The organism is Pseudomonas sp. yb_9 (genome assembly GCF_043103635.1).
In the GTDB taxonomy this organism is placed as follows: Bacteria; Pseudomonadota; Gammaproteobacteria; order Pseudomonadales; family Pseudomonadaceae; genus Aquipseudomonas; species Aquipseudomonas monteilii.
Genome location: NZ_JBICKA010000079.1, coordinates 88768 through 114860, shown reverse-complemented (window position 1 = coordinate 114860; position 26093 = coordinate 88768). Strand labels below are relative to the sequence as shown.

The following is a 26093-nucleotide window of genomic DNA, read 5'->3' as shown; positions in this document are numbered from 1 at the left end:
GCACAGTACCTGAGACCTGTGCTGTACCTGTGGAGCGGGCTTGCCCGCGAAAGGGCCGGCACAGGTCAGTGAAGAATCAGACCAGCTCGGCCCGCTTCAGCTCACTCTTCAGGTAGGCGTAGTAGATCGGTCCCGCCACCACCCCAGGCAACCCGAATGCCGCCTCGAACACCAGCATCGCCAGCAACAACTCCCACGCCTTGGCACTGATCTGCCCCCCCACGATCCGCGCGTTGAGGAAGTACTCGACCTTGTGGATGACAATCAGGTAGCCCAGCGCCGCCGCCGCCACCCAGATCGACAGCGACAAGCCCACAATGGTGATCAGGGTGTTAGACATCAAGTTGCCGATCACCGGCAGCAAGCCCAGCAGGAAGGTCAGCACGATCAGCGTCTTGGTCAGCGGCAGGTGCACGCCGAACAGCGGCATCACCACCGCCAGGAAGATGCCGGTGAAAACCGTGTTGAGCAGCGAGATCTTGATCTGCGCGAAGACGATGTTGCGAAACGCCTTCACCAGGAGATTGAGGCGCTCGAACAGCGCCGCCGCCAGGGGCTTGCGCCGCGAAACATCAGGGATGCGCTGCAACGCGATGATGGCACCGAGGATCATGCCGATCAGCAGTGTCACGAACATGTGCGCCATGCCCTTGCCCACCAGTTGCAGATCGCTCAGGTGGCTCTTGATCCAGTCACCGATGGCCACCTTGAACTCGGCGGCGCTGGCGGGCAGGTAGCCCTCGATGAAGGGCGGCAGTTGCCCACGGGCGCGCTCGACCAGGGCCATGAACTTGTCCAGCGAGGCGCCGGGGTTTTCTGCCTCGTGCAGCAAGAAGCTGAAGGCACCGGCAATCAGCAGCGTCAGGGTACTGACCACCAGCGTACCGAGTAGCGCCACGGCCAGCCAGCGGGCGCGTTGGCCGGCCAGCAGCGGTTGCAGGCGCGGGGTGAGCATGTTGACCAGCTCGAACACCAGCAGGCCGGCAAGCAGGCTGGGCAGCAACTTCAGGGGCAAGGCCAGCAGCAGCCCGGCCATGACGATGATCAGGCTGGCCAGGGTGATCTGACGGGGGGTAAAGGTCATACAGCCTCGACGGCAGACAGCGGGAATGCCCGCAGTCTGCCAGCCTTGCGCCTGCAGGCATAGGCGCAGGTCATTTCTTCTTCAGGCAGTCGCTCATGAAGGCTTTGCGTTCGTCACCCTTCAGGGCCTTGGTGGTGGCGTCGGCGTTGCAGGTTTTCATCTTCTCTTGCTGGGTTTGCGGCACGTCCTTTTTCAGGCAGGTGCTCATGAAAGCTTTGCGATCATCGCCCTTGAGGGCCTTGGCGGTGGCGTCGGCGTTGCAGGTTTTCATCTTTTCCTGCTGCGCGGTGTTGGCCGCGAAGCCTTGGGCGCTGAACAGCACGGCCAGCACCAGTAATGGAATGTGCAGTACTTTCATGGAGTGGTCTCCTTCGCTCCGCGCCCGATGCACGGGGGTCGAGCTGAGTGTAGCCAAGAGATGCCTGACTTGAGTTTTTAGGTGGTGCAAAGTGGTGCAAAGATCGAGCGCCGCGCGGGCGGCGCTCTATCTCAAAGGCGCCGCCGCTATCGAAGGCGAACGCCTCCAAAATCTGCTTTTCCGAATACCTGTTCCATGAACTACCTGTTCCCCCTCACCGCCATCCTCATCTGGGCCGGCAACACCGTGGTCACCAAGATGTCCGCCGTGTGGCGCAACCGCGCGGCGATCCGCCCGCACCTGGGCAAGGTGTTCGCGCTGGGGGTGCTGGGCATGGCGATGTACCAGAGCCTGGCCTATTTCGCCGCCGGCATTACCAGCGCCACCAACATGGGCATCATCCTCTCGCTGATGCCGCTGATGTCACTGGCACTTTCCATCGCCTGGCTGGGCCAGCGCCTGAGCTACGGTGCCCTGCTGGGCGCAGCGGTGTCGTTCTTTGGCGTACTGGAAGTGGTCAGCGCCGGCCATCCTGCCAGCCTGCTGGCGCACGGCCTGAACAGCGGTGACCTGCTGATGCTGGTGGCCACCCTGGCTTACGCGCTGTACAGCTTCCTGCTGAAGAAATGGCAGCTACGCCTGCCGCCCCTGCAGTTGCTGTACCTGCAGGTGCTGGTGGCCATCGTCGTGCTGCTGCCGTTGTTCCTGCTGTCGGACAAGACCGGCCTGAACAGACACAACATCGGCCTGGTGCTGTACGCCTGCGTGCTGGCCTCGATGATCGCGCCGCTGGTGTGGATGCAAGCGGTGCATCGTCTGGGGCCAAGTCGCACCACGCTGTTCTTCAACCTGCTGCCGGTTGTCACCGCAGTAATCGCCGCCGTGGTGCTTGACGAACAACTGGCCCGCTATCACCTGGTCGGCGGCTTGCTGACCTTGGCCGGGGTGGTGCTGGCCGAGCGATGGACCACGCCCATTCGCCGCTAAAGGCCTGCAGCCTTGAGCCGGGCGGCATGTTCAGTGAACAGCCGCACCGGCTCTGCACCTTTGCCCACGGCGCCGAGCGACTGGTTGACGATATCCAGATGGTCCAACGGGTAGTCGTCGCCAATCACCTGGCCCAGGTGCGAACTGAAACGCCCGACCATGCCGTCACATTGGCCCTTTTCCTTGACGAAACTGCGCGCGAACAGGCGGCAGAATCGGTTGCTGCCGTCTAAGCGGTTGCGCCCCTGGTCGGTCAGGCCGGGCTGCAAGGTGCCGGACCAAGAGTAATAGCGAACACCATCGACTTCATACGCCCCTTCCCCACCCCAGGTCTGCGGCAGGCCCTGTGGATAAACCTGGTTGAACAGCGCCACCCCGGCGCTGGTCAGCGACTGGTGCGAGGCATGCACATCCACCGGCAGCGGGTCGCGGCGCCAGCCGGTTTCCAGCCACACCAGCAACACGGCAAAACCATGCAATACGGCCTTGAGAATACGACCCTGAGGGGAATCGCCCGGTGCCGTGCGTTCCAGGTGGTCAGCCAGCTCGGAACCATGGTTGGGGCCAGCCACCGAGGTGACCGAAGCCACCCGATCCGGCCGCTTGGCCGCAGCGTAGCGCGCACTCAGCGCACCCTGGCTATGGCCGATGAGGTTGACCTTGGCGGCGCCGGTGCGCTGGCAAATGTCTTCGATGATCGCCAGCAACTGATCGCCACGCACTTCACTTGAGTGCAGCGGCGAAACCTGCACCGGAAACACCCGTGCCCCACCCTTGCGCAGGGCCGGCACGATGCCGAACCAGTACGGGTAGAGCACCAACCGGACAAACCCGAGCATGCCCGGCACCAGCACCAACGGGTATCGCGTGGCCAATTCCTGCTGCATTGCCCCAGCCCCTTTCCGTGGACGACCGGCCCACACTACAGCGGCCATCATGACCATCGCAATCGAACTCCGGGCGCGCGCTGTGGTTCCAAACCATACAGACCCTTTGCACGGAGCGGGACCATGTACAAGCAGACCCTGGCAATTCTTCTGGCAAGCGCCACCCTGGCCGCCTGCGGCAGCCGCCCGGAAAACCCGGTGGACTACGTCACCTACCGCGACGAGCCGCTGGTCAAGCAAGTGGAACACGGCATGACCATGCAGAAGGTCATCGCCATCGGCGGCAGCCCGTCGAACGTGATCGACCTGCCGCACGGGGGCACCTGCAACGACTACATCCTCAACCGCGACGGCAAGCAGCAGCCCTACTACGTGCGCTTCGACGCCACCGGCCATGTCGACGCCAAGGGTTTCAAAACCTGCAAACAACGCCAAGAGGACAGCGACGCCTTGCATGGCGCCTGAGTCCCCCCCTCATCTACCGTCCTGACCCGTCTGGAGATAACCATGAGCAACGTTGAACTGACCGATGTGCAAACCCTGCGCGAGCGTGCCCGCCAGCATGTCGAGCAAGGCGCGGTGACCGAAGGCTACAACGCCGACCGCACGGAGATCCTGCGCCTGCTGAACGAGTCACTGGCCACCGAACTGGTCTGCGTGCTGCGCTACAAGCGCCACTACTTCATGGCCAGCGGCATCAAGGCCAGTGTGGCGGCCAGCGAGTTTCTGGAGCATGCCAACCAGGAAGCCGAGCATGCCGACAAACTGGCGGAGCGCATCGTGCAGCTGGGCGGGGAGCCGGATTTCAACCCGGATAACCTGAGCAAGAATTCCCATGCCCAATATGTGGCGGGTAATTCGTTGAAGGAGATGGTGCTGGAGGATCTGGTGGCCGAGCGGATTGCCATTGATAGCTACCGCGAGATCATTCAGTACATCGGCGACAAAGACCCGACTACGCGGCGCATCTTCGAGGACATCCTGGCGCAGGAAGAAGAGCACGCGGACGACATGTCCGATCTGTTACAGGGGCTGTAATCGCAAGGGGCTGCTTTGCAGCCCATCGCGACACAAGGCCGCTCCTACAAGGGATCGCATTCCCCTGTAGGAGCGGCCTTGTGTCGCGATAGGCCGCACAGCGGCCCCCTGCTATTTCCGCCCTTTCACCGCCGCCGGCGCCTTGCCCGCCTTCATTTGCTGCAACAACGGCGTGCACTGGTTAGGATCATCCCCGCTGCTAGGCGCAATCAGCGCCAGCAACCCCGCCGCCGGGCCGGCCACGACACCGAGCGCCACCATTCCCGCACCGCGTAGCGCCAACGGCAGCGCCTGTACACCTGCGCTGGGCTTGGCAAACGGCCCGCGCACATACAGCGGCGAGCGCAGCGAGAACAGCCGCAGCCCTTTCGATTCTGGTGTGATTTTCAAGTCCAGCTGCTCGCTGGCGAAATTGGCCGTACCGTTGATGTAGATAATGGCGTTCTCGGTATCGAAGATGAACAGGCGCGTTGTGGCCAGGCCATCTTTAATCCCCACATCCGCCGCCGCACAATTGATTTTCACATCCTCGTCACCAAACAGTTTGCCGACCACGTAGTTGCCCACATTCAAACCGGCAATCTCCATCAGGCTGCGACTGATGGCGCCATCGTTGATCAGCATGCGCAGGTCACCATTGGCCGTGCCCAGCAAAGCCGCTACCGAGTTGCCACGGCCGCGGATGTCAGCATCACCGTTCAGCTCGCCAAAGCTGGTCTGCATCGGTGCAAAGGAAGGGAACAGTTGCTTGAGCTTGAAACCACGTGCAGTCAGCTGGGCATGTCCCTGCAATGGCACGTTGCGCCCGTCCAGGCGGATCTTTGAGGCCAGGTTGCCGCCCGCCACGCCAAACCGCAGGGGCTCCAGGCGCAGCAGGCCGTCCTCCAGAATCACGTGGGCCGACAAGTCATTGAACGGCAGTTGCGCGCTGTGCACGATGCGCTTGCCCGCAAAGGTGACATCCGCGTCCATGGCGCGCCAGCGCTCGGTGCGGAACTCTTCCACCGGCAGCACCTTGCCGGTCGGCTGTTTGCTGGCACCGCCACGGGCCTTCTGTTCGGCGTTGGAGTCTGCACCGATCAGCGGTGCCAGGTCCTTGAACAGCAACTGGTTCGAAACCAGGTTGCCCGACAGCTTGGGCCGTGGCTGGCTGGCGACGAAGGCCAGGTCACCGTGGATATCACTGTCACCGATCTTGCCGTTGAAGCCCCGGTAGTTGAATGTCGCCCCTTGCGCCGCGTGGAGGTTGGCGTTGAGGCGGCCGTCAGTGGAGTAGGCCGGGGTGTCTGGCAGGGTCACGCCGGTCAATGGATAGAGGTTACCCAGGCTGGCGCCGGACAAGCGCAGGCGCAGGTCGAGGGCACCGAGGTTGCGTGGATCGGTCAGGGTACCGGCGAGCACCACATGGGTATCGGCAATCCGCACGTCGGCCTGCAGCGGGAACGGCTGGCTGGCGTCCTGCAAGGCCAACAGGCCGCCGATTTTGCCAGTGCCGGACACCGGCTGGCCCTTGTAGCGGCCCTGGGCCTTTAGCCCGAAGGCGTAGTCCTGGGCACCACCGGCTTTCTCGGCGCTGGCCTTGCCGACGATTTCGCTGAACGGGATCGGCTTGCCCAGCGGGTCGATCTGCACCTTCATGCTGGTGTGCAGGGTCTGGTCGTCGAAGCTGACATTGCCCTGGTCGAAACCGATGGCGCCGATGTCCAGCTGCCATTTTGAAGGTTCTGCGTTTTCGTCCTTTGGCCCGAGGTCAAAGGCCCAGTTGGCCCGGCCATCGGCCAGGCGGGTGAGGCTGGCCGTAGGTTTGGTGAGGTTGATGCGCGGGATGCTGATCTGCTGGAACAGCAACGGCAACGGCGCCAGGCGGAACTCGACACGCTCCAGGCCGACCATCTTCGGCTCCTTGAGCCAGTCGGGGTTGCCCAACGTCAGGTCTTCGGCGATGAAGTGCGGCCATGGCACCCAGGCACGCCAGCCACCTTCCTCGGGGTCGGTATGCCACTGCACGTCAAGGTTGCCATTGATCGCAAAAGGCCGGTGCAGGGCCTCGGAAACCTTCTCATTCAGCAGCGGCTTGACGCGGTTCCAGTCAAAGGTGGCAATCACAACCACCAGGATCGCCAGCAGTGTCAGCAGGCTGGTGAGAGTCCAGACGAGAATTCTGGCGGGACGCGTCATTGCGGGGTTCTCCTTGCGGCATGGCACAAAACGGGCGCAGCGGTGGCACTTAGTATCTGGGACTGATGAAAACCCGCAGGGTTTTATCGATGGCGCCATGATAGCGAAGTTTTTCCTGGCCTTTTGCTCAGCAATTTGTCGCGCCAGGCCCTACCTGTTACCCGCCCGCAGCAGGGGAAATTCGCCCTACCCATCCCTGAAATGTACGGGATAGAGCCTTTTCAAACCTCTATCAATGCGGTCGATTGTTACCATTACCCGTATGAACTTCTCTCTGGCGTTACGCGGCGTAGCATTGGCTTCGTACCCACTTTCCAGCCCCCGAGAGGAGCACCGACATCATGAAACGCCATCTGCTGACCCTGACCCTGTCCATCCTGGCTGCCAACGCTTTTGCCCTGCCCGCCGCCGAACAACACCTGACCGCTGAGTCGCGCTCCAGCGCTGCCGAAATCGCCCAACCGCTGAAAACCGTAGCCGAAGGTGGTTCTGACCGCCTGATCGAACGCAGTGGCCGTGTCGCCGAAGGGGGTTCTGACCGCCTGATCGAACGCAGTGGCCGTGTCGCCGAAGGTGGCTCTGATCGCCTGATCGAACGCAGTGGCCGCGTAGCTGAAGGTGGTTCGGATCGTCTGGTTGAACTCAGCCGTGTGAGCTGATCGCCATGGTCGAAAAGAACAACTCATGTCACAACGCTTGCTCCCCTCCAGGCCCGGTCATTGACCGGGCTTTGTTTTTTTAACTAGAGTGCCCAGCCTTACCGTCACAGAAGCCCGCACCATGCTGCCGCGCGCCGAACAGAAGCTACAGACCCGCCAGGCCCTGCTCGATGCCGCCTGCCTGCTGATGGAGAGCGGCCGGGGGTTCGGCAGTATCAGCCTGCGTGAAGTGGCAAAGACGGCAGGCATCGTGCCCACCGGGTTCTACCGGCATTTTTCCGACATGGACGCCTTGGGCCTGGCCCTGGTGGCCGAAATCGACACAACCTTCCGTCAGACCATCCGCCTGGTACGGCAAAACGAATTCGAACTGGGCGGCATCACCGACGCCTCGGTGCGCATCTTCCTCGATGTGGTGGCCGCCCACCGCGCGCAGTTCCTGTTCCTGGCCCGCGAGCAGTACGGTGGTTCACAAGCCGTGCGCCAGGCCATTGCCCGCCTGCGCCAGGACATCAGCGACGACCTGGCCACCGACCTTGCGCGCATGAAGCGCTGGCAGCACCTGGACAGCGCCGCGCTGGCGGTGATGGCCGACCTGGTGGTGAAAACCGTGTTCGCCACCCTACCAGAGCTTATCGACAGCCCGGAACCGGGTTATCCACAGGCACTGACGCCGCAGGAAAAGATCACCCAGCAACTGCGCTTCATCTTTGTCGGGGCGCGGCATTGGCAAGGGCTGGGCAACCCACAACCCTAGTTCTGCTACCATGGCGCCCTGCCCGACAGCGACGAGCGCCGAAATGTCCAACCCCCGCCTCACCCTGCCCGAACTGGCCCGCTTCAACCAGCACTTCGCCGAACGCATCGTGCCGCTGTGGCAAGGCCCGGGCTGGAATGCCGACATGGCCCTGCCCTACGAAGCCCTGGATGCCCAGCACCAGCCCTTGCCGGTGCAGCGCTACCGGGCGATGGCCTGCGCACGCCAGCTGTACCTGTTCAGCAGCCGCATCGGGCAACCCGGCGCAGCCGAACGCGCGGCCGCCTTGTTCCGCTCGCTGCAAAAGCATTTCCACGACGCCGAGCACGGTGGCTGGTTCTACAGCATCGACGCCCAGGGCAAGCCGCTGGATCGGCGAAAGGACCTGTATACCCACGCCTTCATCGTCTTTGCCTGCGCGCACTATTGGGGCAAGGTGCGCGAAAGCCTGGTCGAGTCCACCTTGAACGCTGCGCTGGATATTATCGACCAGCAGTTCGCCCGTGACGACGGCCTGTACGAAGCCAGCCTGGGCGAAGACTGGGCCGACCTGGGCAGCGGCCCGCTGCAGAACCCGCAGATGCACCTGGCCGAAGCGTTCCTGCAAGTGCTGGCGGTGCGTGATGATGAACATACCCAACAGTCGCTGCTGCAATTGTGCGAAGCACTGCAAACACACTTCATCGAACCGGCCCACGGCTTGATGCTGGAAAAGCCACGCGGGGCTGTGGATAACTGGTTTGAGCCGGGGCACCAGTTCGAGTGGTTCTACCTGCTGCATACCTCACCGCTGCTGTGTGACACGCCACTGCATGCGTCCCTCGACCGGGCATTCGGCTTTGCCGAGCAGTACGGGGTGAAAGATGCGGCAGTGCTGGCAATGCTGGATGTGGATGGCAAGGTGATCGACGCCACCCAGCGGATCTGGGCGCAGGCGGAGTACCTGCGGGCGCTGGTGCTACGTGAGGCGGGTGAGGCGAAATTGGCCAGCCAGATGCAGGCGCTGGAAGCGCGGTTCCTGCGGGAAGCGGGCTGGTATGAATGCCGGGATGGGGAAGGTAATGTCAGCCGGCATGATATGCCTTCGACTACGCCCTACCACTTGGCGACCTGCCTGGAAGGGTTGCAGCGCCTGGGCTGACGCCATCGCCGGCAAGCCAGCTCCCACAGGTACAGCGCAGCTCCTGAGGATTGCACAATCCTGTGGGAGCTGGCTTGCAGGCGATGGCCCGCAACCCGGCCCCAGTCGTTTAACCGACTGACATTAACCTTTGACCGACCGGTCGATGGAGAACCCTGCCCAATCCTGGCTCACCGGCATCAGCTCCAGGCTATTGATGTTGATGTGAGCCGGCTGGTTGAGGATCCAGAAGATGGTCTCGGCAATGTCCTGCGGCTGGATCGGCTCGGCACCCGCGTAGGTCGCGTCGTACTTGGCCTGGTCCCCCCCGAAGCGCACCAGCGAGAACTCGCTCTCGCACAGGCCCGGCTCGATGTTGCTCACCCGCACGCCAGTCCCGCGCAGGTCGCAGCGCAGGCTCAGCGAGAACTGGCCAACGAAAGCCTTGGTGCCGCCGTACACGTTGCTGCCCGGGTACGGGTAGTTGCCCGCCACCGACCCCACGTTGAGGATCGACGCCCCACGGCCGTGGGCGATCAGGCGTGGCAGCAGCAGCCGGGTGGTGTACATCAGGCCCTTGATGTTGGTGTCGACCATGGTTTCCCAGTCGTCCAGGCTGCAGTTCTGCGCCGCATCCACGCCCAGCGCCAGGCCGGCGTTGTTCACCAGGCCGCGCAGCTTGTCGAAGCCGGCCGGCAGGGTGGCGATGGCCTGTTCCATGGCCTTGCGGTCACGTACGTCCAGCACCAGGCCATGCACTTCGGTCTTGGCCGACAGTTCCGCGCACAGGGCGTCCAGGCGCTCCTTGCGACGGCCAGTGAGCACCAGTTTCCAGCCGGCCTCGGCAAAGCGGCGGGCGGTGGCCTCGCCGAAACCGGACGTGGCGCCAGTGATGAATACGGTGGACGTCATGCTCTGTTCCTCACGGTAGGTTGTCATGGCAGCTTTGCAGCATGCCCGCGCCGGGCGCGGGCAGCAAGCCAGTCAGGCGGCTGTTCATTTTTTGTTCATCTGCGGCAAACCCTTGCAGCAGAGGGCCCGGCGCCAGCTATGCGCATGTTATCCACAAGGCTTTCCCCACGGATTGGGGGCAACTTGTCCACGGTGCGGAACCCTTTCAGCGCTGCGTGGTCAGTGGATATCTTTTCGATGATGACGCAAGGCTTTCAAGCATGCCGCCTGCAGCGCTCTATCCAAGGTTTTTTCACAGACTTATCCACAAGGCATGCACTGTCATCGAAGTGCTTGCAGGGCTTTGAAAAAACGCGAAAAATCATCCACAAGCACGACATGATCAAAAAATGATCAGGCCTCTACAGAGCCTGATATTGAAGGGCTTGAGCGAGATGCCACCATGTTTTCCACAGGCGGTTCCACATTATCCGTGGAAAAGATCCGGCCTGTGGAAAGATGGGCTCGGGAAGGAAAACCGGGGTATGAGGAAACAGGCCCACGGCAAGTTGTCCACATTGAGAATGGGGCCGCTCAGCGGCCCCGAATGAAACTCAGTGCCCGCCAAGGTAGGCGTTGCGCACCTCTTCGTTGACCAGCAACTCCTGCCCGGTCCCGGTCATGCGGATCTGCCCGTTGACCATCACATACGCCCGGTCCGACAGCTTCAGCGCATGGTTGGCGTTCTGCTCCACCAGAAAGATGGTCATCCCGCTCTTGGCCAGCTCGCGCAAGGTCGAGAAGATCTGCTTGACCACAATCGGCGCCAGCCCCAGCGACGGCTCGTCCAGCAGCAGCAACTTCGGCCGGCTCATCAGCGCCCGGGCAATCGCCAACATCTGCTGCTCACCCCCGGACATGGTCATGGCCCGCTGGTTACGCCGCTCCTTCAAGCGCGGGAACAGCTCGTACATACGCTGCATGTCTTCGTCGGCATGCTTGTCGCCGATGGGGATGGTGCCCATCATCAGGTTCTCCTCGACGGTCATGTCGGGAAACACCCGGCGCCCTTCCGGCGACTGAGCGATGCCGTTGGAGGCGATGTAGTGCGACGACTTGCGGGTGATGTCGGTGCCGCGATAAACGATGTGCCCCGACGCTGCCCGAGGCTGGCCGAAAATAGACATCAATAGGGTCGACTTGCCCGCACCGTTGGCACCAATCAGGCTGACCGTCTCGCCCTCATTGATGTGCATCGACACCTTTTTCAGTGCCTGGATCGGCCCATAAAACACGTCCAGGTCCTTCAGTTCGAGAATGGGCGCACTCATACCAGTTCCTCTTCGTCTGCACCCAGGTAGGCGGCGATCACCGTCGGGTTGTGGCGGATGTCTTGCGGGGCGCCTTCGGCAATCACGTTGCCGTGGTCCAGCACCACGATATGGTCGGAAATGCTCATGACCATGCCCATGTCGTGCTCGATCAGCACCACGGTGATGTCGTGCTCGTCCCGCAACACACGGATCATGCGGCTGAGAGCTTCGGTTTCCTGCGGGTTCAGGCCTGCTGCCGGTTCGTCCAGGCAGATGATCTTTGGCCGCGTGCACATGGCCCGGGCAATTTCCAGGCGGCGCTGCTGGCCGTAAGACAACTCGCCGGCCAGGCGGTTGGCGCAGTCCACCAGGTCGACCACTTCCAGCCAGTAGAAGGCGTGGTCCAGCGCATCGCTCTCGGCCTTGCGGTAGGCCTTGGTGTTGAGCACACCGGCCAGCAGGTTGCGGTTGACCCACATGTGCTGGGCCACCAGCAGGTTTTCCACCACCGACATTTCCTTGAACAGGCGAATGTTCTGGAAGGTACGGGCCAGGCCTGCGCGGTTGACCAGGTGGGTGCCGCCGAACATTTTGTAGTACAGGCGGTTGGCAAAGCGCGCCGGCGACACGAAGTCCGCCGCCTGGAAGCGCTCGCCAAGCAGCTGGATGACGTTGGTGTGGGTGCCACGCACGTTCAGCTCGATGCGCCCACCGCTGGCCTTGTAGAAGCCGGTCAGGCAGTTGAACACCGTGGTCTTGCCCGCGCCATTGGGGCCGATCAGGGCGAAGATCTGGTTGCGCTTGACCTTGAGGCTGACGTCGCTGAGCGCCTTGATGCCACCGAACTGCATCATCAGGTTGTCGACCGAGAGAATGATATCGTCGCTCATGGCGCCACTCCTTTACGCGGGGTCACACCGGTACGGCTGATGCGGATCAGCCCACGCGGTCGCCAGATCATCATCAGCACCATCAGCACGCCGAACAGCAGTACCCGGTATTCGGAGAAGCTGCGCAGCAACTCGGGCGCCACGGTCAGCACGAACGCTGCGATCACCACGCCCACCGTCGAGCCCATGCCACCCAGTACGACGATGGCGAGGATCAGCGCCGACTCGAAGAAGGTGAACGACGACGGGTTGACGAAGCCTTGGTAAGTGGCAAAGAACACCCCGGCCAGGCCGGCAGTGGAAGCACCCAGGGTAAAGGCCGAGAGCTTGACCAGTACGTGGTTCAGGCCCATCGAACGGCAGGCGATCTCGTCTTCGCGCAGCGCTTCCCACGCCCGGCCGACCGGCATGCGGGTCAGGCGGTGCTTGATGTACAGCACAGCCAGCACAACGATGAACAGCACCGCGTAGATGAACACGAACTTGAGGTTGGCGTTGTAATCGAAGCCGAAGAACTCGTGAATCGGTACGCCGCCGTCCTTGGCCCGACGGCCAAACTCCAGGCCGAAGAAGGTTGGCGGCGGGGCCGGCATGCCGTTGGGGCCACCGGTGAACGACAGCCAGTTGTTCAGCACCAGGCGGATGATTTCGCCAAAGCCCAGGGTCACGATCGCCAGGTAGTCACCGTGCATCCTTAGCACCGGGAAACCGAGAATACATCCCGCCAGCGCTGCGGCGATGGCCGCCAGCGGCAGTACGCTCCAGAAGCCCAGGCCCAAATACTGGTAACCCAGCGCCAACCCGTAGGCACCAATGGCATAGAACGCCACATAACCCAGGTCGAGCAGGCCGGCCAGGCCGACCACGATGTTAAGGCCAAGGCCCAGCAACACGTAGATCAGGCCGAGGATGACCACGGTCAGCAGGTACTTGTTGGCAAACACCGGGAACACAATGGCAATCACGATCAGCGCGGGGATGATGTAACGCAAGCGCGACTTGTAGTCCGGTGCGTTCACATGCACGCCCGAGCCACCGCTTTCAAAGCCCTGGAGCATGCGCGTGCCTGCAGCGGTCTGCAGGTACAGGCTGAGCAGGAAGCGCCCCAGCATCACCCCGCCCACCAGCCAGGCCACGCGCCGCGGCTCGGCATTGAAGCTGTAGCCGTCGAGCACCACGCCGACGACCGGGCCAAACACTATGAGTGCCAGCAGGCCGGCGACGATGGTCTCCAGCAGGCTGCGTTTAAGGTCGAAACCCTTGGTTTCGGTAACAGCGGCAGTTTTGGCAACGGACATGTTCACACCTTAGCCACGAGCGGGCGACCCAGCAGGCCTTGTGGGCGGAAGATAAGGATCATCACCAGCAGCGAGAAGCTGAACACGTCCTTGTAGTCGGAGTTGATCAGGCCAGAGAACAGCGACTCGGAAATACCCAGGATGATCCCGCCGAGCATGGCGCCAGGCAGCGAGCCGATACCACCGAGCACAGCGGCGGTGAACGCCTTGATGCCGATGATGAAGCCGGCGTAGAAGTCGAAGGTGCCGTAGTTCATGGTGATCAGCACGCCGGCCAGCGCGGCCATGACTGCACCGATAACGAACACATAGGAAATCACCCGGTCGGTGTTGATGCCCAGGATCGAGGCCATCTTGCGGTCTTGCTGGGTGGCGCGGCACATGCGGCCGAGCTTGGTGTACTTGATCACGTAGGTGAGCAGGCCCATGCCGACGAAGGCTGCCACCAGAATGAAGATCTTGGTGTAGGTCAGTTGCACGAAGCCGGTGCCGACTTCGACACGCATGGCACCTTCAAGCAAGGTCGGAACACCTTGCTGGCGGGCACCCTGGCTGATCTGTGCATAGTTTTGCAGGATCAGCGAAATACCGATGGCGCTGATCAGCGGTGCCAGGCGGGTAGAGTTACGCAGGGGTTTGTAAGCGATGCGCTCGATGGTGAAGCCGTATACGCCCGTAACGACGATGGTGAACAACAGCGTGCCCAGCATCAGCAGGGGGAACGACTCGACACCGAAGTAAGCCAGCAATGCCAGGCTGATCGCCGCGAGGTACGCGGAGATCATGTACACCTCGCCGTGCGCGAAGTTGATCATGCCGATAATGCCATAGACCATTGTGTAGCCGATGGCGATCAGGCCATAGACCGACCCGAGGGTCAGGCCGTTGACCAGTTGCTGCAGGAAAATACCATCCATAACGCAATCTCACCTGATTGAGATTGCACGAGCGCCGACCACGGCGCGGGCCACCGGTGCGGGGCCCTCGCAGCGCAGAACTGTGCAGATCTACGAATAAAGACAGGTACCGCGGGGCTTGGGCCCGAGCATCAGCCCGGGCCGTGGGCCGTTGTTATTTTTGTTTTTCCAGCTGGTGGTATTTACCGTCTTTGTCCCACTGGTAGACCACGTAGTCGGACACGGTCAGGTCACCCTTGCTGTCCCACTTCTTCTCGCCCATCACCGTCTTGACCGGGTTGGCCTTGAGCCACTTGGCGGCGTCTTCGCCCTTGTTCGACTTGGCGCCATTGAAACCGGCGGCCAGGGCTTCCAGGGAGGCGTAGGCATACAGGGTGTAGCCTTCAGGTTCGGTGCCGTTCTTGCGGAACTCTTCAACCACCGCCTTGCTGTCTGGCAGCAGGCGCGGGTCGGCGCCGAAGGTCATGTACACGCCATCGACGTATTGCGCACCGCCAGCGGTGGCCACCAGTTCGTCGGTGACGATGCCGTCATCGGACATGAACTTGACGTCCTTCAGGCCCTGCTCACGCAGCTGGCGTACCAGCGGGCCAGCCTCCGGGTGCAGGCCGCCGAAGTAGACCACGTCGGCACCGGTGGAGCGGATCTTGGTCACCACGGCGCTGAAGTCTTTCTCGCCACGGGTCAGGCCTTCGTACAGCACAGGCTTCACGCCACGTTTTTCCAGCTGCGCCTTGGTGGCATCGGCCAGGCCTTGGCCGTAGGTGTCCTTGTCGTGCAGCACCGCGACTTTCTTGCCCTTGAGTACATCGACGATGTAGTCGCCGGCCACGATGCCCTGCTGGTCGTCGCGGCCGCACATGCGGAACATGGCGCTCAGGCCGCGTTCGGTCACCTGCGGGTTGGTGGAGCCCGGGGTGATGGCGATAACGCCGGCTTCGTCATACACCTCGGAGGCCGGGATGGTGTTGGAGGAACAGAAGTGGCCGACCACGCCGATCACCTTGTCCTGGTCGACCAGGCGGTTGGCCACGGCTACGGCCTGCTTGGGCTCGCAGGCGTCATCGCCTTTTACCAGGACGATTTTTTCGCCATTCACGCCGCCGGCGGCGTTGATCTTGTCGGCCGCTGCCTGCGCACCTTTCATGTACTGCTCGCCAAACGCTGCGTTCGCCCCGGTCATCGGGCCCGCTACACCGATCTTGACGTCGGCCTGAACATACGAAGAAACACCCAGTGCTGTAGCCACGGCCAGAGCCAGGAAACCTTTCTTGTAAAACGTCTGCGACATGAGGTGGTGCTCCTAGAGTTTTTTTGGTTGGCACTACAACTTCTCAACCCTGTGCTCAGAGCAAGGGCCGTGCCATAGGGTTTGTCTTCCGGGAAAACAGACTGTGCTGGGCGCCAGCAGGCGACCGGCGGCCTTTTCTTTATTGAGCGTGCAACCGTCTGCCACGCGGCAGGCGCCACCACACGTACAGACAAGGAGCAACCGCCATGTGCCATCATTGCAACCCTGGCAAGTGTTTACGTGCAACCGCCCTGTAACAGCGGACGTCACCGAAGTGCACACCGCTGGTGCGCGACTGCTACAGGCGGCACCGTTTGAAGGCTAGCCGGTGCACGGAAAAACACCTCTGTTTTGGCTGTTCCGGCCTCTTCGCGGGCAAACACGGACACAACAAGCCCCAAAAGGCTGGCACAATGTCCGCCATTCGCCGCTTCCGGAGCCCCCCTTGATGAGCGAGAGCGCATTCGCCGAGCGCATCGTGCACAACCTGCTCGACACCGACTTCTACAAACTCACCATGATGCAGGGCGTGCTGCACAACTACCCGGACGCCGACGTCGAATGGGAATTCCGCTGCCGCAACGGCGAGGACCTGCGCCCGTATCTTGGCGAGATCCGCCACCAACTCGAACTGCTCAGCGACCTCACCCTGGATGATGGCCAGCCGGCCTTCCTCGAGCGCATCAGCTTCCTCAAGCCCGACTTCCTGCGTTTTCTGCGGCTGTTTCGCTTCAACCTGCGCTACGTGCGCATCGGCATCGAAAACGACCAGCTGTTCCTGCGCCTGAAAGGCCCGTGGCTGCATGTGATCCTGTTCGAAGTACCACTGCTGGCCATCATCAGCGAAGTGCGCAACCGCCACCTGCACCCACGCATGCGCCTGGCGGAGGCCCGCGACCAGCTGTACCGCAAGTTCGACTGGCTGCGCGCGCATGCCAGTGACGATGAACTGGCCGAACTGCAGGTAGCCGACTTCGGCACCCGGCGGCGCTTTTCCAGCCGTGTGCAGGAAGACGTGGTGCGGGTACTGCGCGACGACTTCCCGGGCCGCTTCGTCGGCACCAGCAACGTCGACCTGGCATGGAAACTGGATATCAAGCCACTGGGCACCATGGCCCATGAATGGATCATGGCCCACCAGCAACTCGGCCCGCGCCTGATCGACAGCCAGATCGCCGCGCTGGACTGCTGGGTGCGCGAATACCGCGGGCTGCTCGGCATCGCCCTGACCGACTGCATCACCATGGATGCCTTCCTTGGCGATTTCGACCTGTACTTTGCCAAGCTGTTCGACGGCCTGCGCCACGACTCCGGTGAACCGGTGGCCTGGGCCGAGAAGGCCATTGCCCACTACCAGAAACTGGGTATCGACCCGATGACCAAGACCCTGGTGTTTTCCGATGGCCTCAACCTCACCCGTTCGCTGGAAATATTCCGTGCCCTGCGCGGTCGCATCAACGTCAGTTTTGGCATCGGCACCAACCTGACCTGCGACATCCCGGGTGTGGCCCCGATGAGCATCGTGCTTAAAATGACCGACTGCAACGGCGCGCCAGTGGCCAAGATCTCGGACGAAGCCGCCAAGACCCAATGCCGCGACGAGAACTTCGTCGCCTACCTGCGCCACGTATTCAAAGTCCCCAGCAAGGAGTAACCCATGCAAGCGGTTCAGCAAGAGATTGCCCAGGCGCTGAAGGTACAGCCGCCGTTCGCCGACACTGCCGCACTTGAGGCCGAAGTCGCCCGGCGCGTGGCGTTCATCAAGGACTGCCTGGCCAACGCCCGGCTCAAGACCCTGGTGCTGGGCATCAGCGGTGGCGTCGACTCGCTGACCGCCGCCCTGCTCGCCCAGCGCGCCATCAACGAGCTGCGCGCCGAGACCGGCGACAAGGCCTACACCTTCATTGCCGTGCGCTTGCCGTACCAGGTGCAACATGACGAGCATGACGCCCAGGCCTGCCTGGACGTGATCAAGGCCGATGAAGTGCACACCGTCGACATTGCCCCGGCAGTGAGGGCGCTGGCCGCTGAGGTTGTAGAACTGAAGAATGGCTCGCCAACCCTGGTGGACTTCGTGGTGGGCAACGTCAAGGCGCGTACGCGCATGGTCGCCCAGTACACCATTGCCGGCGCACGTGCGGGCCTGGTGATCGGTACCGACCACGCCGCCGAGGCGGTGATGGGCTTCTTTACCAAGTTTGGTGATGGTGCCTGCGACCTGGCGCCGCTGAGCGGGCTGGTGAAGAGCCAGGTACGGGCCATTGCGCGCAGCTTTGGTGCGCCGGAGTCACTGGTGGAGAAGGTGCCGACTGCAGACCTTGAGGACCTGGCACCGGGCAAGCCGGACGAAGCGTCCCATGGCGTGACCTACCAGCAGATCGATGCCTTCCTGCATGGTCAGCCGGTTGATCAGGCGGCGTTCGACATCATCGTTGCCACCTACCGCAAGACCCAGCACAAGCGCGAACTGCCGTTCGCCCCTTGAAAAGCTTCGCGGGCACGCCCGCTCTCACAGGTACTACACAGCCTTCAGAGTGTGTGGTGATCCTGTGGGAGCGGGCGTGCCCGCGAATAGGCCCGATAGGCCTACTCAGCTGTCATTACTTGACGACAACCTTGCCCTTCATCATCGAGATGTGGCCCGGGAAGGTGCAGAAGAAGCTGTAGTCACCACCGGCTTCCAGCTTGGTAGCGTCGAACTTCACTTCGGTTTCTTTCTCAGGCGCACCGATCATCTTGGTGTGAGCGATGATCGCGGCGTTGTCAGCCTTGATGTAGTCCTTGTCCAGGCCCTGGCTCATGCCTTCGGTAGCAATGCCCTGCATGTCGGCAGTCTTGCTGATCACCAGGTTGTGGCCCATCACGTTTTTCGGCAGGTTGCCCGAGTGGGTCAGTTTGACGGTGAATTCCTTGCAGCTCTTGTCGACGGTGATTTCCTTGGTGTTGAAGGACATCTGGTCGGTCGAGTCGACAGTTACCGAGCACTCGGCGGCGAAGACAGAGGCGCTGGCGAGGGTCAGCAGGGATACCGCTACAGCTTTCGCAAACATCATGAATCTCCTTGGCAGGGTTTTATCAATTGCGAGACTGCCTGAAACCGTTCAGCCCCTTGCTGATATGGGTCAAGGGGGTGTCAAGAGGCCAGCCAGTAGAATTGTTCAATGGATTGTATACAACCAATCTAAGGGCACATCATGCCCTTTTATTAGACGATGGGACAACCTCTCATTTAGGAGCAATACCAAATGCCCATCTCTGCCTTCATCAATAGCCTGCTCGCCGCCTATGCCCACGGGGCTACCGGCGCCATCTGCGAATTCTCCCGCCCGGAATGAACGCGGCCTTGGAAGCAACGGGCATGCGCCGTACCCTGTGCACCTGAGTGACAGGAGATGAGCAATGCCCGTACGTTCCGTTTGTGTGTTCTGTGGTGCCAGCATTGGCGCCAACCCTGCTTACCGTGAAGCTGCCGTCGCGCTCGGCCAGGCCATTGCCCGCCGTGGCCTGACCCTGGTGTATGGCGGCGGCGCCGTGGGCCTAATGGGCGTGGTGGCCGACGCGGCCATGGCAGCAGGTGGCGAAGTGGTCGGCATCATCCCGCAAAGCCTGCTGGACGCTGAAGTCGGCCACAAAGGCCTGACGCGCCTGGAAGTGGTCGATGGCATGCACGCACGCAAGGCACGCATGGCCGAGCTGAGCGATGCCTTCATCGCCCTGCCGGGTGGGCTGGGTACGCTGGAAGAGTTGTTCGAGGTTTGGACCTAGGGGCAACTGGGCTATCACGCCAAGCCGCTGGGGCTGCTCGATGTGAACGGCTTCTACGACAAGCTGGGCGGGTTCCTCGACCATATCGTCGAAGAAGGCTTTGTGCGGCCGCAACATCGGGCAATGTTGTTGCTGGCGCAGCAGCCGGATGCGCTGCTGGACGGGATGGACAGCTTTGTTGCGCCAGTGGCGCCAAAGTGGGTCGACAAGCAGCCTGATTGAAGCTGAGATTTTTGGGACCGATTTGCAGCCCCAAAAATCGATCAGTTAACGCGGAATGACTGGCTGGCGCGGCTTCTTGTTGCCCTTGCCACCCTTGGCCGCTTCCTTGCGCTCTTTGGCCGCCTTCTCGTTACGTGCAAACGCCTCGGCCTTGGCCTTCTCGCGCTTGTCCCACGGCTTGCTGCCATCGCTGGCACGCGGTGGCAGGCCGGTGTGCTGGGTCAGGATCTTCTGATCCTTGCCCACCTTGTGGCTGCCCGCCGGCGTCGAGTTCTTGCGGCGTGCGCTCTGGTAGGTATCGGTCTGCGGCTGGTGCAGCGGGATCAGCTGGTGCTTGCCCGGGCCAATCAGGTCGGCACGGCCCATACGCTGCAGTGCTTCACGCAGCATCGGCCAGCCTTTCGGGTCGTGGTAGCGCAAGAACGCCTTGTGCAGGCGGCGCTGCTCGTCGCTCTTGACGATCTCCACCCCTTCGCTCTTGTAGGTCACCTTGCGCAGCGGGTTCTTGCCCGAGTGGTACATGGCCGTGGCCGAAGCCATCGGCGACGGGTAGAACGCCTGTACCTGGTCGGCGCGGAAGCCGTTGCCCTTCAGCCACAGGGCCAGGTTCATCATGTCTTCGTCAGTGGTGCCCGGGTGCGCGGCGATGAAGTACGGAATCAGGTACTGTTCCTTGCCCGCCTCTTTCGAGAACTTCTCGAACATGCGCTTGAAGCGGTCGTAGGTGCCGATGCCCGGCTTCATCATCTTGTCCAGCGGGCCACGCTCGGTGTGCTCCGGGGCAATCTTCAGGTAACCGCCCACATGGTGGGTGACCAGCTCCTTCACGTACTCCGGCGACTCAACGGCCAGGTCGTAACGCAGGCCCGAGGCGATCAGGATCTTCTTCACACCCGGCAAGGCACGGGCCTTGCGGTACAGCTCGATCAACGAGCTGTGGTCGGTGTTGAGGTTTTCGCAGATGCCGGGGAACACGCACGACGGCTTGCGACAGTGCTTCTCGATGTCGTGGCTCTTGCAGGCGATGCGGTACATGTTGGCGGTCGGGCCGCCAAGGTCGGAGACCACGCCGGTGAAGCCCGGCACCTTGTCGCGCATCTCTTCGATCTCGTTCAGGATCGACTCGTGCGAGCGGTTCTGGATGATGCGGCCTTCGTGCTCGGTGATCGAGCAGAAGGTGCAGCCACCGAAGCAGCCACGCATGATGTTTACCGAGAAACGGATCATCTCGTAGGCCGGGATGCGCTCCTTGCCATAGGCCGGGTGCGGCACACGGGCGTACGGCATGCCAAACACGTAGTCCATTTCTTCGGTGCTCATGGGGATGGGCGGCGGGTTGAACCACACATCCACTTCGCCATGCTTCTGCACGAGGGCGCGGGCGTTGCCCGGGTTGGTCTCCAGGTGCAGCACGCGGTTGGCGTGGGCGTAGAGAACCGGGTCGTTACGCACCTTTTCGAACGACGGCAGGCGGATCACCGATTTTTCACGGGTCACGCTCGGGCTGTCGAGGATCTGCACCACTTTGGCTTCGTTCGGGTCTTCCTGGTCGCCCTTGGCCTGCTCGATCGCGCAGGCCTGGGTGTCCTGGGTGTTCACGTACGGGTTGATGATCTTGTCCACGCGACCAGGGCGGTCGATGCGGGTCGAGTCGATCTCGTACCAGCCTTGCGGGGTATCACGGCGCACGAAGGCCGTGCCGCGCACGTCAGTGATGCTCTCGATCTTCTCGCCGTTGGACAGGCGCTGGGCCACTTCGACCACCGCACGCTCGGCGTTGCCGAACAGCAGGATGTCGGCACTGGCGTCGATCAGGATCGAGTGGCGGACCTTGTCCTGCCAGTAGTCGTAGTGGGCGATGCGGCGCAGCGACGCCTCGATGCCGCCGAGTACGATCGGCACATGCTTGTAGGCTTCCTTGCAGCGCTGGCTGTACACCAGGCTGGCGCGGTCCGGACGGCTGCCGGCCAGGCCACCAGGGGTGTAGGCATCGTCCGAACGCATCTTCTTGTCTGCGGTGTAGCGGTTGATCATCGAGTCCATGTTGCCGGCGGCCACACCGAAGAACAGGTTCGGCTCGCCGAGCTTCATGAAGTCGTCTTTCGACTGCCAGTTCGGCTGGGCAATGATGCCCACGCGGAAGCCCTGGGCCTCCAGCAGGCGGCCGATGATGGCCATGCCGAACGACGGATGGTCGACGTAGGCATCACCGGTCACGATGATGATGTCGCAGGAATCCCAGCCGAGCAGATCCATCTCCTCCCTGCTCATCGGCAGGAAAGGTGCTGGCCCGAAGCATTCGGCCCAGTACTTGGGATAGTCGTAGAGTGGTTTGGCTGCTTGCATGTCAGTGACCGGTTCTGGTGTGCAGGGAAATCGCGGGCGCGGAATATAGCACAAATTTTGACCAAATCCGACTGTCTTCGTGGGGATTGGTGGGGTGGGCGATGATTGGATGTGGGCTGCCAGGTGCCTGGCTTGAGGTTTGCGGTGGGGCATATATCGATCTCATAGGCGCTGAATTCGTTGCGGGCACGCCCGCTCCCTCTACCGGATACATTTCCAAACTCTTGTCAGGCAGACAACCAGCCGAACCTGTTGAAAGATACGACCCTCCAGCACCACTCCGTTCCAGGCCCTCTCCAGCCAATCAGGCCCGGCATCCACTTTCTGTATAACGGGCGCGAGGCATATGCATATCTATCCAGGCATCTTCGCAGCCCTGAGCGCGACATTGGTACTGAAAATCGCAACCGTCGTACCAGCCCTGATCCTGGCTGACATCATCGACAACCTGTCCACTTCAGCCTCGTCTTCCCTGTTTCTGCTCGGTGCCTTCGCAAGTCTGATCGCACTGCAAGCCTCGCTGACCCCTTTGCAAGCCTGGTGCCTTGCGCGCCTCTGCCAGGAACGCGTGAAACAACTCTCTATCCGCTGGTGTCGAGCATTGCTGGACAAACGCTTCGAAGCCTATGGACAACTCCATGGCGGAACGCTGGTAAAGGTACTGGATAGAGGGATAACGGCACAGGAGCGATGGCTGGGCTTTCTGATTGGTTCGGCATGGCCGGTACTGGCAGAAGCTGCAGTGTTGATTACGCTCTTCGCCTACTTGGATGCTACTTCGGTACTGATCGGCCTCGTACCCTTGAGCCTGGCATATCTGTGGGCCAATGATCGTCTGGTGCGCTGGCGTCGGCGACATATCGAAGCAGTCAACTCACGAGAAGACGAACTGGCGGAACAATGGGTGGATACCTTCGCCAGCGCATCAACGGTCAAGCTGGAGAGGGCCGAAGATGCAGCAATGATTCCCGTCAACCAGACACTCTCGGGCTATGCCGACTCAGCGGTACGGGTTGCCCACAGTGGCGGATGGCTCCAGGGCCTGCGTACGTTGTTCATTGGCCTGGGCAGTGGCGGATTGCTCATGTGGGGCATCCATGATCAATCTCAGGCAACACCGCACCTGAGCCTAGGCGAGCTTGTTGCGCTCTTCACGCTGGTGAGTGGACTGCTCACAGGCGTTGCACAACTGGCGGAAGCCTGGCGATTGCTCGATCAGTTCCGGCTCGACAAACGCAAGCTCGAACACTGGCTGCAACTTCCGGTGTTCGGCCCGACAGAATCCATAAAGGCAGAGCCCTCAGATGAAAACGCAGGGCTTTGCATTACCCCCTGCCAACTCAGCGCCCGAAACGCGCTGCAACTGCTGATCGATGAGCCTTTGGTAATTCGTGCAGGAGAACGGGTTGCGCTGGTTGGGCCCAGCGGGTGCGGCAAGTCCACACTTCTGCATGCGCTGGCAGGAACGGTATTCCAGTTGCGCAGGCATGTTCACTTGCACGGTAGGTGCCTAGCTGCACTCGACGGGCGTGAGCAGTTCAATAGTTTACGACTCTGCCCTCAGGATGCGCACTTCATACCCGGTTCGATGCCCCGGGCGGTATTGTTCGAGCATGCTCATGATCGCGCTCAAATCGAACGATGGCTTGAGTGCCTGGGGCTAAGCAAAGACTGGTACGAGCTTGAACTGGACGCACGCGCAGAATCCATTTCGGGTGGAGAAGCACGCAGGCTGACGTTGCTACGCTTGCTTAACCGGCCCGGCGAATTCAATTTCTTTGACGAGCCCACAGCTGGGCTTAATGCCGGATCGTCAGAGCGCACCTGGGACCTGTTATTCGAAACATTCCAAGGGAAGGGATTGATCTGCGTGACGCATGATCAGAGCGCGTTGTCGCGGTTTGACCGGGTTATCACCCTGAGCGAGGGGCGCATCGTCAGTCAAGCAAGAACGAAGATCGCTCAGAACGCTGAGCCAGCAGGCGCACCGCACACCCTGTGGGAGCGGCTTTAGCCGCGAACACTGGCATAGCCGGTGCCATCCTCCGCGATGGATTCTTCGCGGCTGAAGCCGCTCCCACAGAGTTCCTGTTAAGCCGGTAGATATTCGCAGCCTAATTAAACCGCGCTTTATTCATCATCATCGAAGTTGTACATACCCGGCGCGAGGTTCTCGAAGCGGGTGTACTTGCCGATGAACGCCAGGCGTACGAAGCCGATGGGGCCGTTACGCTGCTTACCGATGATGATTTCCGCCACGCCCTTGTGCTCGGTCTCGGGGTGGTACACCTCGTCGCGGTACACGAACATGATCACGTCGGCGTCCTGCTCGATAGCACCGGATTCACGCAAGTCGGAGTTCACCGGGCGTTTGTTCGGGCGCTGTTCCAGGGAGCGGTTCAGCTGCGACAAGGCGATGACCGGGCAGTTGAATTCCTTGGCCAGGGCCTTGAGCGAGCGGGAGATTTCGGAAATTTCGTTTGTCCGGTTGTCGCCAGCCGACCCCGGAATCTGCATCAACTGCAGGTAGTCGACCATGATCATGGCGATTTCGCCGTGCTCACGGGCCAGCCGACGGGTACGGGCGCGCATTTCCGAGGGGCTGATGCCAGCGGTATCGTCGATGAACAGCTTGCGGTCGTTGAGCAGGTTCACCGCCGAGGTCAGGCGCGGCCAGTCATCGTCGTCCAGCTGACCGGAACGCACCTTGGTCTGGTCGATACGGCCCAGCGACGAAAGCATACGCATGATCAGCGATTCGCCTGGCATCTCGAGGGAGAACACCAGCACTGCCTTGTCGGTACGCAGCACGGCGTTTTCCACCAGGTTCATGGCGAAGGTGGTCTTACCCATCGACGGACGGCCCGCGACGATGATCAGGTCGGCAGCCTGCAAGCCACTGGTTTTTTCATCCAGGTCGGTAAAGCCGGTGGACACGCCAGTGATATCGCTGTCGGAGTTGAACAGCGTATCGATGCGGTCGATGGCCATGGTCAACAGCTCGTTGACGCCTACCGGGCCACCGGTTTTCGGCCGCGCCTCGGCGATCTGGAAGATCTGCCGTTCGGCATCGTCGAGGATTTCTTCGGCGTTACGCCCCTGCGGGTTGAAGGCGTTGTCGGCGATGTCGGTACTGATGCTGATCAGTTGGCGCAATGTGGCCCGCTCGCGAATGATCGCGGCATAGGCCTTGATGTTGGCCACCGACGGGGTGTTCTTGGCCAGCTCGGCCAGGTACGCCAGGCCGCCGATTTGCGAAGAGAGGCCTTCTTTATCCAGCTGCTCGTGCAGGGTTACCACGTCGAATGGCTGGTTGGCGTCGGCCAACTTGTGCACGGCACGGAAGATCAGGCGGTGGTCATGCCGGTAGAAGTCGCCATCCGACACCTGATCCAGCACTCGCTCCCAGGCGTTATTGTCCAGCATCAGGCCACCGAGCACGGCCTGTTCGGCCTCGATGGAATGCGGCGGCACCTTCAGGGCTGCGGTTTGCAGGTCTAGCTGTTCGGAGTTGGTGATCTCGTTCATGGCCACGAAAGAATTCTGGAGGATGAAAAAGACAAAGGGCACGGCCTGTCGAAAACAGGACCGTGCCCGATGTTAACCGCCTGGCTCGCAAGGAGCCAGCCAGTCAGCGCAGCTTAGGCAGCTACGACAACCACGCGTACGGTGGCTTCAACGTCGCTGTGCAGGTGCACGGCTACGTCGTATTCGCCAACCTGACGGATGGTGCCGTTCGGCAGACGAACTTCAGCTTTAGCCACTTCAACGCCGGAGGCGGTCAGGGCGTCAGCGATGTCGTGGGTGCCGATCGAACCGAACAGCTTGCCTTCGTCGCCAGCGGTGGCAGTGATGGTCACTTCCAGCTCGGCCAGTTGGGCAGCGCGGCTTTCAGCCGAAGCTTTCTTGTCAGCGGCTGCTTTTTCCAGCTCGGCGCGACGCTCTTCGAACGCAGCCAGGTTGGCGGCGTTGGCAACGGTGGCCTTGCCGAATGGCAGCAGGAAGTTACGGCCGTAACCAGCCTTAACTTTTACTTTGTCGCCCAGGTTGCCCAGGTTAGCGACTTTTTCCAGCAGGATCAGTTCCATTTGG

The 26093-nt window shown here is 61.6% G+C and carries 23 protein-coding genes and 1 pseudogene; 10 read left to right on the top strand and 14 right to left on the bottom strand.

Going from position 1 to position 26093, the window contains the following annotated elements:
• Positions 1 to 76: 76 nt before the first annotated feature.
• Both ACF8MI_RS21285 and ACF8MI_RS21280 read right to left on the bottom strand, forming a co-directional pair.
• The gene (locus ACF8MI_RS21285; protein ID WP_060498558.1) at positions 77 to 1084 is read right to left on the bottom strand and encodes an AI-2E family transporter; all 1008 of its coding nucleotides are present in this window, start codon (positions 1082 to 1084) and stop codon (positions 77 to 79) included.
• A gap of 70 nt (positions 1085 to 1154) precedes the next feature.
• Positions 1155 to 1442, bottom strand: coding sequence for a PsiF family protein (locus tag ACF8MI_RS21280; RefSeq protein ID WP_060498559.1), 288 nt, complete (start codon positions 1440 to 1442; stop codon positions 1155 to 1157).
• A gap of 195 nt (positions 1443 to 1637) precedes the next feature.
• Between ACF8MI_RS21280 and ACF8MI_RS21275 the strand changes: the two genes are divergently transcribed.
• On the top strand, positions 1638 to 2429 hold the full coding sequence (locus ACF8MI_RS21275) for a DMT family transporter (protein ID WP_200928837.1): 792 nt from the start codon (positions 1638 to 1640) through the stop codon (positions 2427 to 2429).
• On the opposite strand, the gene ACF8MI_RS21270 is transcribed toward ACF8MI_RS21275, so the two are convergent.
• The gene (locus ACF8MI_RS21270; protein ID WP_060498561.1) at positions 2426 to 3316 is read right to left on the bottom strand and encodes a triacylglycerol lipase; all 891 of its coding nucleotides are present in this window, start codon (positions 3314 to 3316) and stop codon (positions 2426 to 2428) included. The genes ACF8MI_RS21275 and ACF8MI_RS21270 overlap by 4 nt on opposite strands.
• Before the next feature lie 123 nt (positions 3317 to 3439).
• On the opposite strand from ACF8MI_RS21270, the gene osmE reads away from it, so the two are divergent.
• A complete protein-coding gene (osmE, locus tag ACF8MI_RS21265; RefSeq protein WP_016712236.1) occupies positions 3440 to 3781 on the top strand; it encodes an osmotically-inducible lipoprotein OsmE in 342 nt (113 codons plus the stop codon).
• Positions 3782 to 3823: 42 nt separating this feature from the next.
• Complete coding sequence (locus ACF8MI_RS21260; RefSeq protein WP_016712237.1) at positions 3824 to 4354, top strand: bacterioferritin; 531 nt, start codon at positions 3824 to 3826, stop codon at positions 4352 to 4354.
• Between the two features lie 111 nt (positions 4355 to 4465).
• On the opposite strand, the gene ACF8MI_RS21255 is transcribed toward ACF8MI_RS21260, so the two are convergent.
• On the bottom strand, positions 4466 to 6532 hold the full coding sequence (locus tag ACF8MI_RS21255) for an AsmA family protein (protein WP_164525128.1): 2067 nt from the start codon (positions 6530 to 6532) through the stop codon (positions 4466 to 4468).
• A gap of 341 nt (positions 6533 to 6873) precedes the next feature.
• Between ACF8MI_RS21255 and ACF8MI_RS21250 the strand changes: the two genes are divergently transcribed.
• From ACF8MI_RS21250 to ACF8MI_RS21240, 3 genes are all read left to right on the top strand, one after another.
• Entirely contained in the window at positions 6874 to 7191 is a 318-nt protein-coding gene (locus ACF8MI_RS21250; protein WP_200928838.1) for a hypothetical protein, read from the top strand.
• A gap of 121 nt (positions 7192 to 7312) precedes the next feature.
• Positions 7313 to 7948 (top strand): TetR family transcriptional regulator, encoded by a 636-nt coding sequence (locus ACF8MI_RS21245; RefSeq protein ID WP_019098907.1) that lies wholly within the window; start codon positions 7313 to 7315, stop codon positions 7946 to 7948.
• A 43-nt stretch (positions 7949 to 7991) separates the two neighbouring features.
• Positions 7992 to 9089, top strand: a complete 1098-nt coding sequence (locus ACF8MI_RS21240) for an AGE family epimerase/isomerase (protein WP_060498563.1) — start codon at positions 7992 to 7994, stop codon at positions 9087 to 9089.
• Between the two features lie 123 nt (positions 9090 to 9212).
• Here the strand turns inward: ACF8MI_RS21240 and ACF8MI_RS21235 are convergent, their stop codons facing one another.
• The 6 genes from ACF8MI_RS21235 to ACF8MI_RS21210 form a co-directional block, all read right to left on the bottom strand.
• The gene (locus ACF8MI_RS21235) at positions 9213 to 9980 is read right to left on the bottom strand and encodes an SDR family oxidoreductase (RefSeq protein WP_060498564.1); all 768 of its coding nucleotides are present in this window, start codon (positions 9978 to 9980) and stop codon (positions 9213 to 9215) included.
• A gap of 593 nt (positions 9981 to 10573) precedes the next feature.
• Positions 10574 to 11290 carry an ABC transporter ATP-binding protein gene (locus ACF8MI_RS21230; protein WP_016712243.1) on the bottom strand — a complete coding sequence of 239 codons (717 nt, stop codon included), beginning with the start codon at positions 11288 to 11290 and terminating at the stop codon, positions 10574 to 10576.
• Positions 11287 to 12162, bottom strand: a complete 876-nt coding sequence (locus tag ACF8MI_RS21225; protein WP_200928839.1) for an ATP-binding cassette domain-containing protein — start codon at positions 12160 to 12162, stop codon at positions 11287 to 11289. Before ACF8MI_RS21225 ends, ACF8MI_RS21230 begins: the two co-directional genes overlap by 4 nt.
• A complete protein-coding gene (livM, locus tag ACF8MI_RS21220) occupies positions 12159 to 13460 on the bottom strand; it encodes a high-affinity branched-chain amino acid ABC transporter permease LivM (protein ID WP_060498566.1) in 1302 nt (433 codons plus the stop codon). Before livM ends, ACF8MI_RS21225 begins: the two co-directional genes overlap by 4 nt.
• A gap of 2 nt (positions 13461 to 13462) precedes the next feature.
• On the bottom strand, positions 13463 to 14377 hold the full coding sequence (locus ACF8MI_RS21215) for a branched-chain amino acid ABC transporter permease (RefSeq protein WP_014592581.1): 915 nt from the start codon (positions 14375 to 14377) through the stop codon (positions 13463 to 13465).
• A 154-nt stretch (positions 14378 to 14531) separates the two neighbouring features.
• Positions 14532 to 15668, bottom strand: a complete 1137-nt coding sequence (locus tag ACF8MI_RS21210) for a branched-chain amino acid ABC transporter substrate-binding protein (RefSeq protein ID WP_060498567.1) — start codon at positions 15666 to 15668, stop codon at positions 14532 to 14534.
• A 448-nt stretch (positions 15669 to 16116) separates the two neighbouring features.
• Between ACF8MI_RS21210 and pncB the strand changes: the two genes are divergently transcribed.
• Together pncB and nadE are read left to right on the top strand one after the other, a co-directional pair.
• Positions 16117 to 17322, top strand: coding sequence for a nicotinate phosphoribosyltransferase (gene pncB / locus ACF8MI_RS21205; RefSeq protein WP_060498568.1), 1206 nt, complete (start codon positions 16117 to 16119; stop codon positions 17320 to 17322).
• Between the two features lie 3 nt (positions 17323 to 17325).
• Positions 17326 to 18153 (top strand): ammonia-dependent NAD(+) synthetase, encoded by an 828-nt coding sequence (nadE, locus tag ACF8MI_RS21200; protein ID WP_200928840.1) that lies wholly within the window; start codon positions 17326 to 17328, stop codon positions 18151 to 18153.
• 115 nt (positions 18154 to 18268) lie between these two features.
• Here the strand turns inward: nadE and azu are convergent, their stop codons facing one another.
• Entirely contained in the window at positions 18269 to 18718 is a 450-nt protein-coding gene (gene azu / locus ACF8MI_RS21195; protein WP_025752457.1) for an azurin, read from the bottom strand.
• A 349-nt stretch (positions 18719 to 19067) separates the two neighbouring features.
• Between azu and ACF8MI_RS21190 the strand changes: the two are divergent.
• Positions 19068 to 19655, top strand: a pseudogene (locus ACF8MI_RS21190) (TIGR00730 family Rossman fold protein).
• A 45-nt stretch (positions 19656 to 19700) separates the two neighbouring features.
• Here the strand turns inward: ACF8MI_RS21190 and ACF8MI_RS21185 are convergent.
• The gene (locus ACF8MI_RS21185) at positions 19701 to 22001 is read right to left on the bottom strand and encodes a YgiQ family radical SAM protein (protein WP_025752453.1); all 2301 of its coding nucleotides are present in this window, start codon (positions 21999 to 22001) and stop codon (positions 19701 to 19703) included.
• 346 nt (positions 22002 to 22347) lie between these two features.
• Here ACF8MI_RS21185 and ACF8MI_RS21180 point away from each other — a divergent pair, with 346 nt between their 5' ends.
• Positions 22348 to 24015, top strand: a complete 1668-nt coding sequence (locus ACF8MI_RS21180) for an ABC transporter ATP-binding protein (protein WP_200928841.1) — start codon at positions 22348 to 22350, stop codon at positions 24013 to 24015.
• 116 nt (positions 24016 to 24131) lie between these two features.
• Here the strand turns inward: ACF8MI_RS21180 and dnaB are convergent, their stop codons facing one another.
• Together dnaB and rplI are read right to left on the bottom strand one after the other, a co-directional pair.
• Positions 24132 to 25529 carry a replicative DNA helicase gene (dnaB, locus tag ACF8MI_RS21175; RefSeq protein WP_060500398.1) on the bottom strand — a complete coding sequence of 466 codons (1398 nt, stop codon included), beginning with the start codon at positions 25527 to 25529 and terminating at the stop codon, positions 24132 to 24134.
• 113 nt (positions 25530 to 25642) lie between these two features.
• Positions 25643 to 26089, bottom strand: a complete 447-nt coding sequence (gene rplI / locus ACF8MI_RS21170; RefSeq protein WP_003249568.1) for a 50S ribosomal protein L9 — start codon at positions 26087 to 26089, stop codon at positions 25643 to 25645.
• Between the last annotated feature and the right edge of the window lie 4 nt (positions 26090 to 26093).

What these genes read in the sequence shown, in the direction of transcription:
- ACF8MI_RS21255 (WP_164525128.1), bottom strand. Translation starts at nt 6,532, where the DNA reads ATGACGCGTCCCGCCAGAATTCTCGTCTGGACTCTCACCAGCCTGCTG.
- pncB (WP_060498568.1), top strand. Translation starts at nt 16,117, where the DNA reads ATGAGCGAGAGCGCATTCGCCGAGCGCATCGTGCACAACCTGCTCGAC.
- ACF8MI_RS21280 (WP_060498559.1), bottom strand. Translation starts at nt 1,442, where the DNA reads ATGAAAGTACTGCACATTCCATTACTGGTGCTGGCCGTGCTGTTCAGC.
- ACF8MI_RS21285 (WP_060498558.1), bottom strand. Translation starts at nt 1,084, where the DNA reads ATGACCTTTACCCCCCGTCAGATCACCCTGGCCAGCCTGATCATCGTC.
- ACF8MI_RS21235 (WP_060498564.1), bottom strand. Translation starts at nt 9,980, where the DNA reads ATGACGTCCACCGTATTCATCACTGGCGCCACGTCCGGTTTCGGCGAG.
- azu (WP_025752457.1), bottom strand. Translation starts at nt 18,718, where the DNA reads ATGTTTGCGAAAGCTGTAGCGGTATCCCTGCTGACCCTCGCCAGCGCC.
- osmE (WP_016712236.1), top strand. Translation starts at nt 3,440, where the DNA reads ATGTACAAGCAGACCCTGGCAATTCTTCTGGCAAGCGCCACCCTGGCC.
- ACF8MI_RS21275 (WP_200928837.1), top strand. Translation starts at nt 1,638, where the DNA reads ATGAACTACCTGTTCCCCCTCACCGCCATCCTCATCTGGGCCGGCAAC.
- ACF8MI_RS21240 (WP_060498563.1), top strand. Translation starts at nt 7,992, where the DNA reads ATGTCCAACCCCCGCCTCACCCTGCCCGAACTGGCCCGCTTCAACCAG.
- ACF8MI_RS21210 (WP_060498567.1), bottom strand. Translation starts at nt 15,668, where the DNA reads ATGTCGCAGACGTTTTACAAGAAAGGTTTCCTGGCTCTGGCCGTGGCT.
- ACF8MI_RS21250 (WP_200928838.1), top strand. Translation starts at nt 6,874, where the DNA reads ATGAAACGCCATCTGCTGACCCTGACCCTGTCCATCCTGGCTGCCAAC.
- livM (WP_060498566.1), bottom strand. Translation starts at nt 13,460, where the DNA reads ATGTCCGTTGCCAAAACTGCCGCTGTTACCGAAACCAAGGGTTTCGAC.
- ACF8MI_RS21230 (WP_016712243.1), bottom strand. Translation starts at nt 11,290, where the DNA reads ATGAGTGCGCCCATTCTCGAACTGAAGGACCTGGACGTGTTTTATGGG.
- ACF8MI_RS21185 (WP_025752453.1), bottom strand. Translation starts at nt 22,001, where the DNA reads ATGCAAGCAGCCAAACCACTCTACGACTATCCCAAGTACTGGGCCGAA.
- dnaB (WP_060500398.1), bottom strand. Translation starts at nt 25,529, where the DNA reads ATGAACGAGATCACCAACTCCGAACAGCTAGACCTGCAAACCGCAGCC.
- ACF8MI_RS21270 (WP_060498561.1), bottom strand. Translation starts at nt 3,316, where the DNA reads ATGCAGCAGGAATTGGCCACGCGATACCCGTTGGTGCTGGTGCCGGGC.
- ACF8MI_RS21180 (WP_200928841.1), top strand. Translation starts at nt 22,348, where the DNA reads ATGCATATCTATCCAGGCATCTTCGCAGCCCTGAGCGCGACATTGGTA.
- ACF8MI_RS21225 (WP_200928839.1), bottom strand. Translation starts at nt 12,162, where the DNA reads ATGAGCGACGATATCATTCTCTCGGTCGACAACCTGATGATGCAGTTC.
- ACF8MI_RS21215 (WP_014592581.1), bottom strand. Translation starts at nt 14,377, where the DNA reads ATGGATGGTATTTTCCTGCAGCAACTGGTCAACGGCCTGACCCTCGGG.
- ACF8MI_RS21260 (WP_016712237.1), top strand. Translation starts at nt 3,824, where the DNA reads ATGAGCAACGTTGAACTGACCGATGTGCAAACCCTGCGCGAGCGTGCC.
- nadE (WP_200928840.1), top strand. Translation starts at nt 17,326, where the DNA reads ATGCAAGCGGTTCAGCAAGAGATTGCCCAGGCGCTGAAGGTACAGCCG.
- ACF8MI_RS21245 (WP_019098907.1), top strand. Translation starts at nt 7,313, where the DNA reads ATGCTGCCGCGCGCCGAACAGAAGCTACAGACCCGCCAGGCCCTGCTC.
- rplI (WP_003249568.1), bottom strand. Translation starts at nt 26,089, where the DNA reads ATGGAACTGATCCTGCTGGAAAAAGTCGCTAACCTGGGCAACCTGGGC.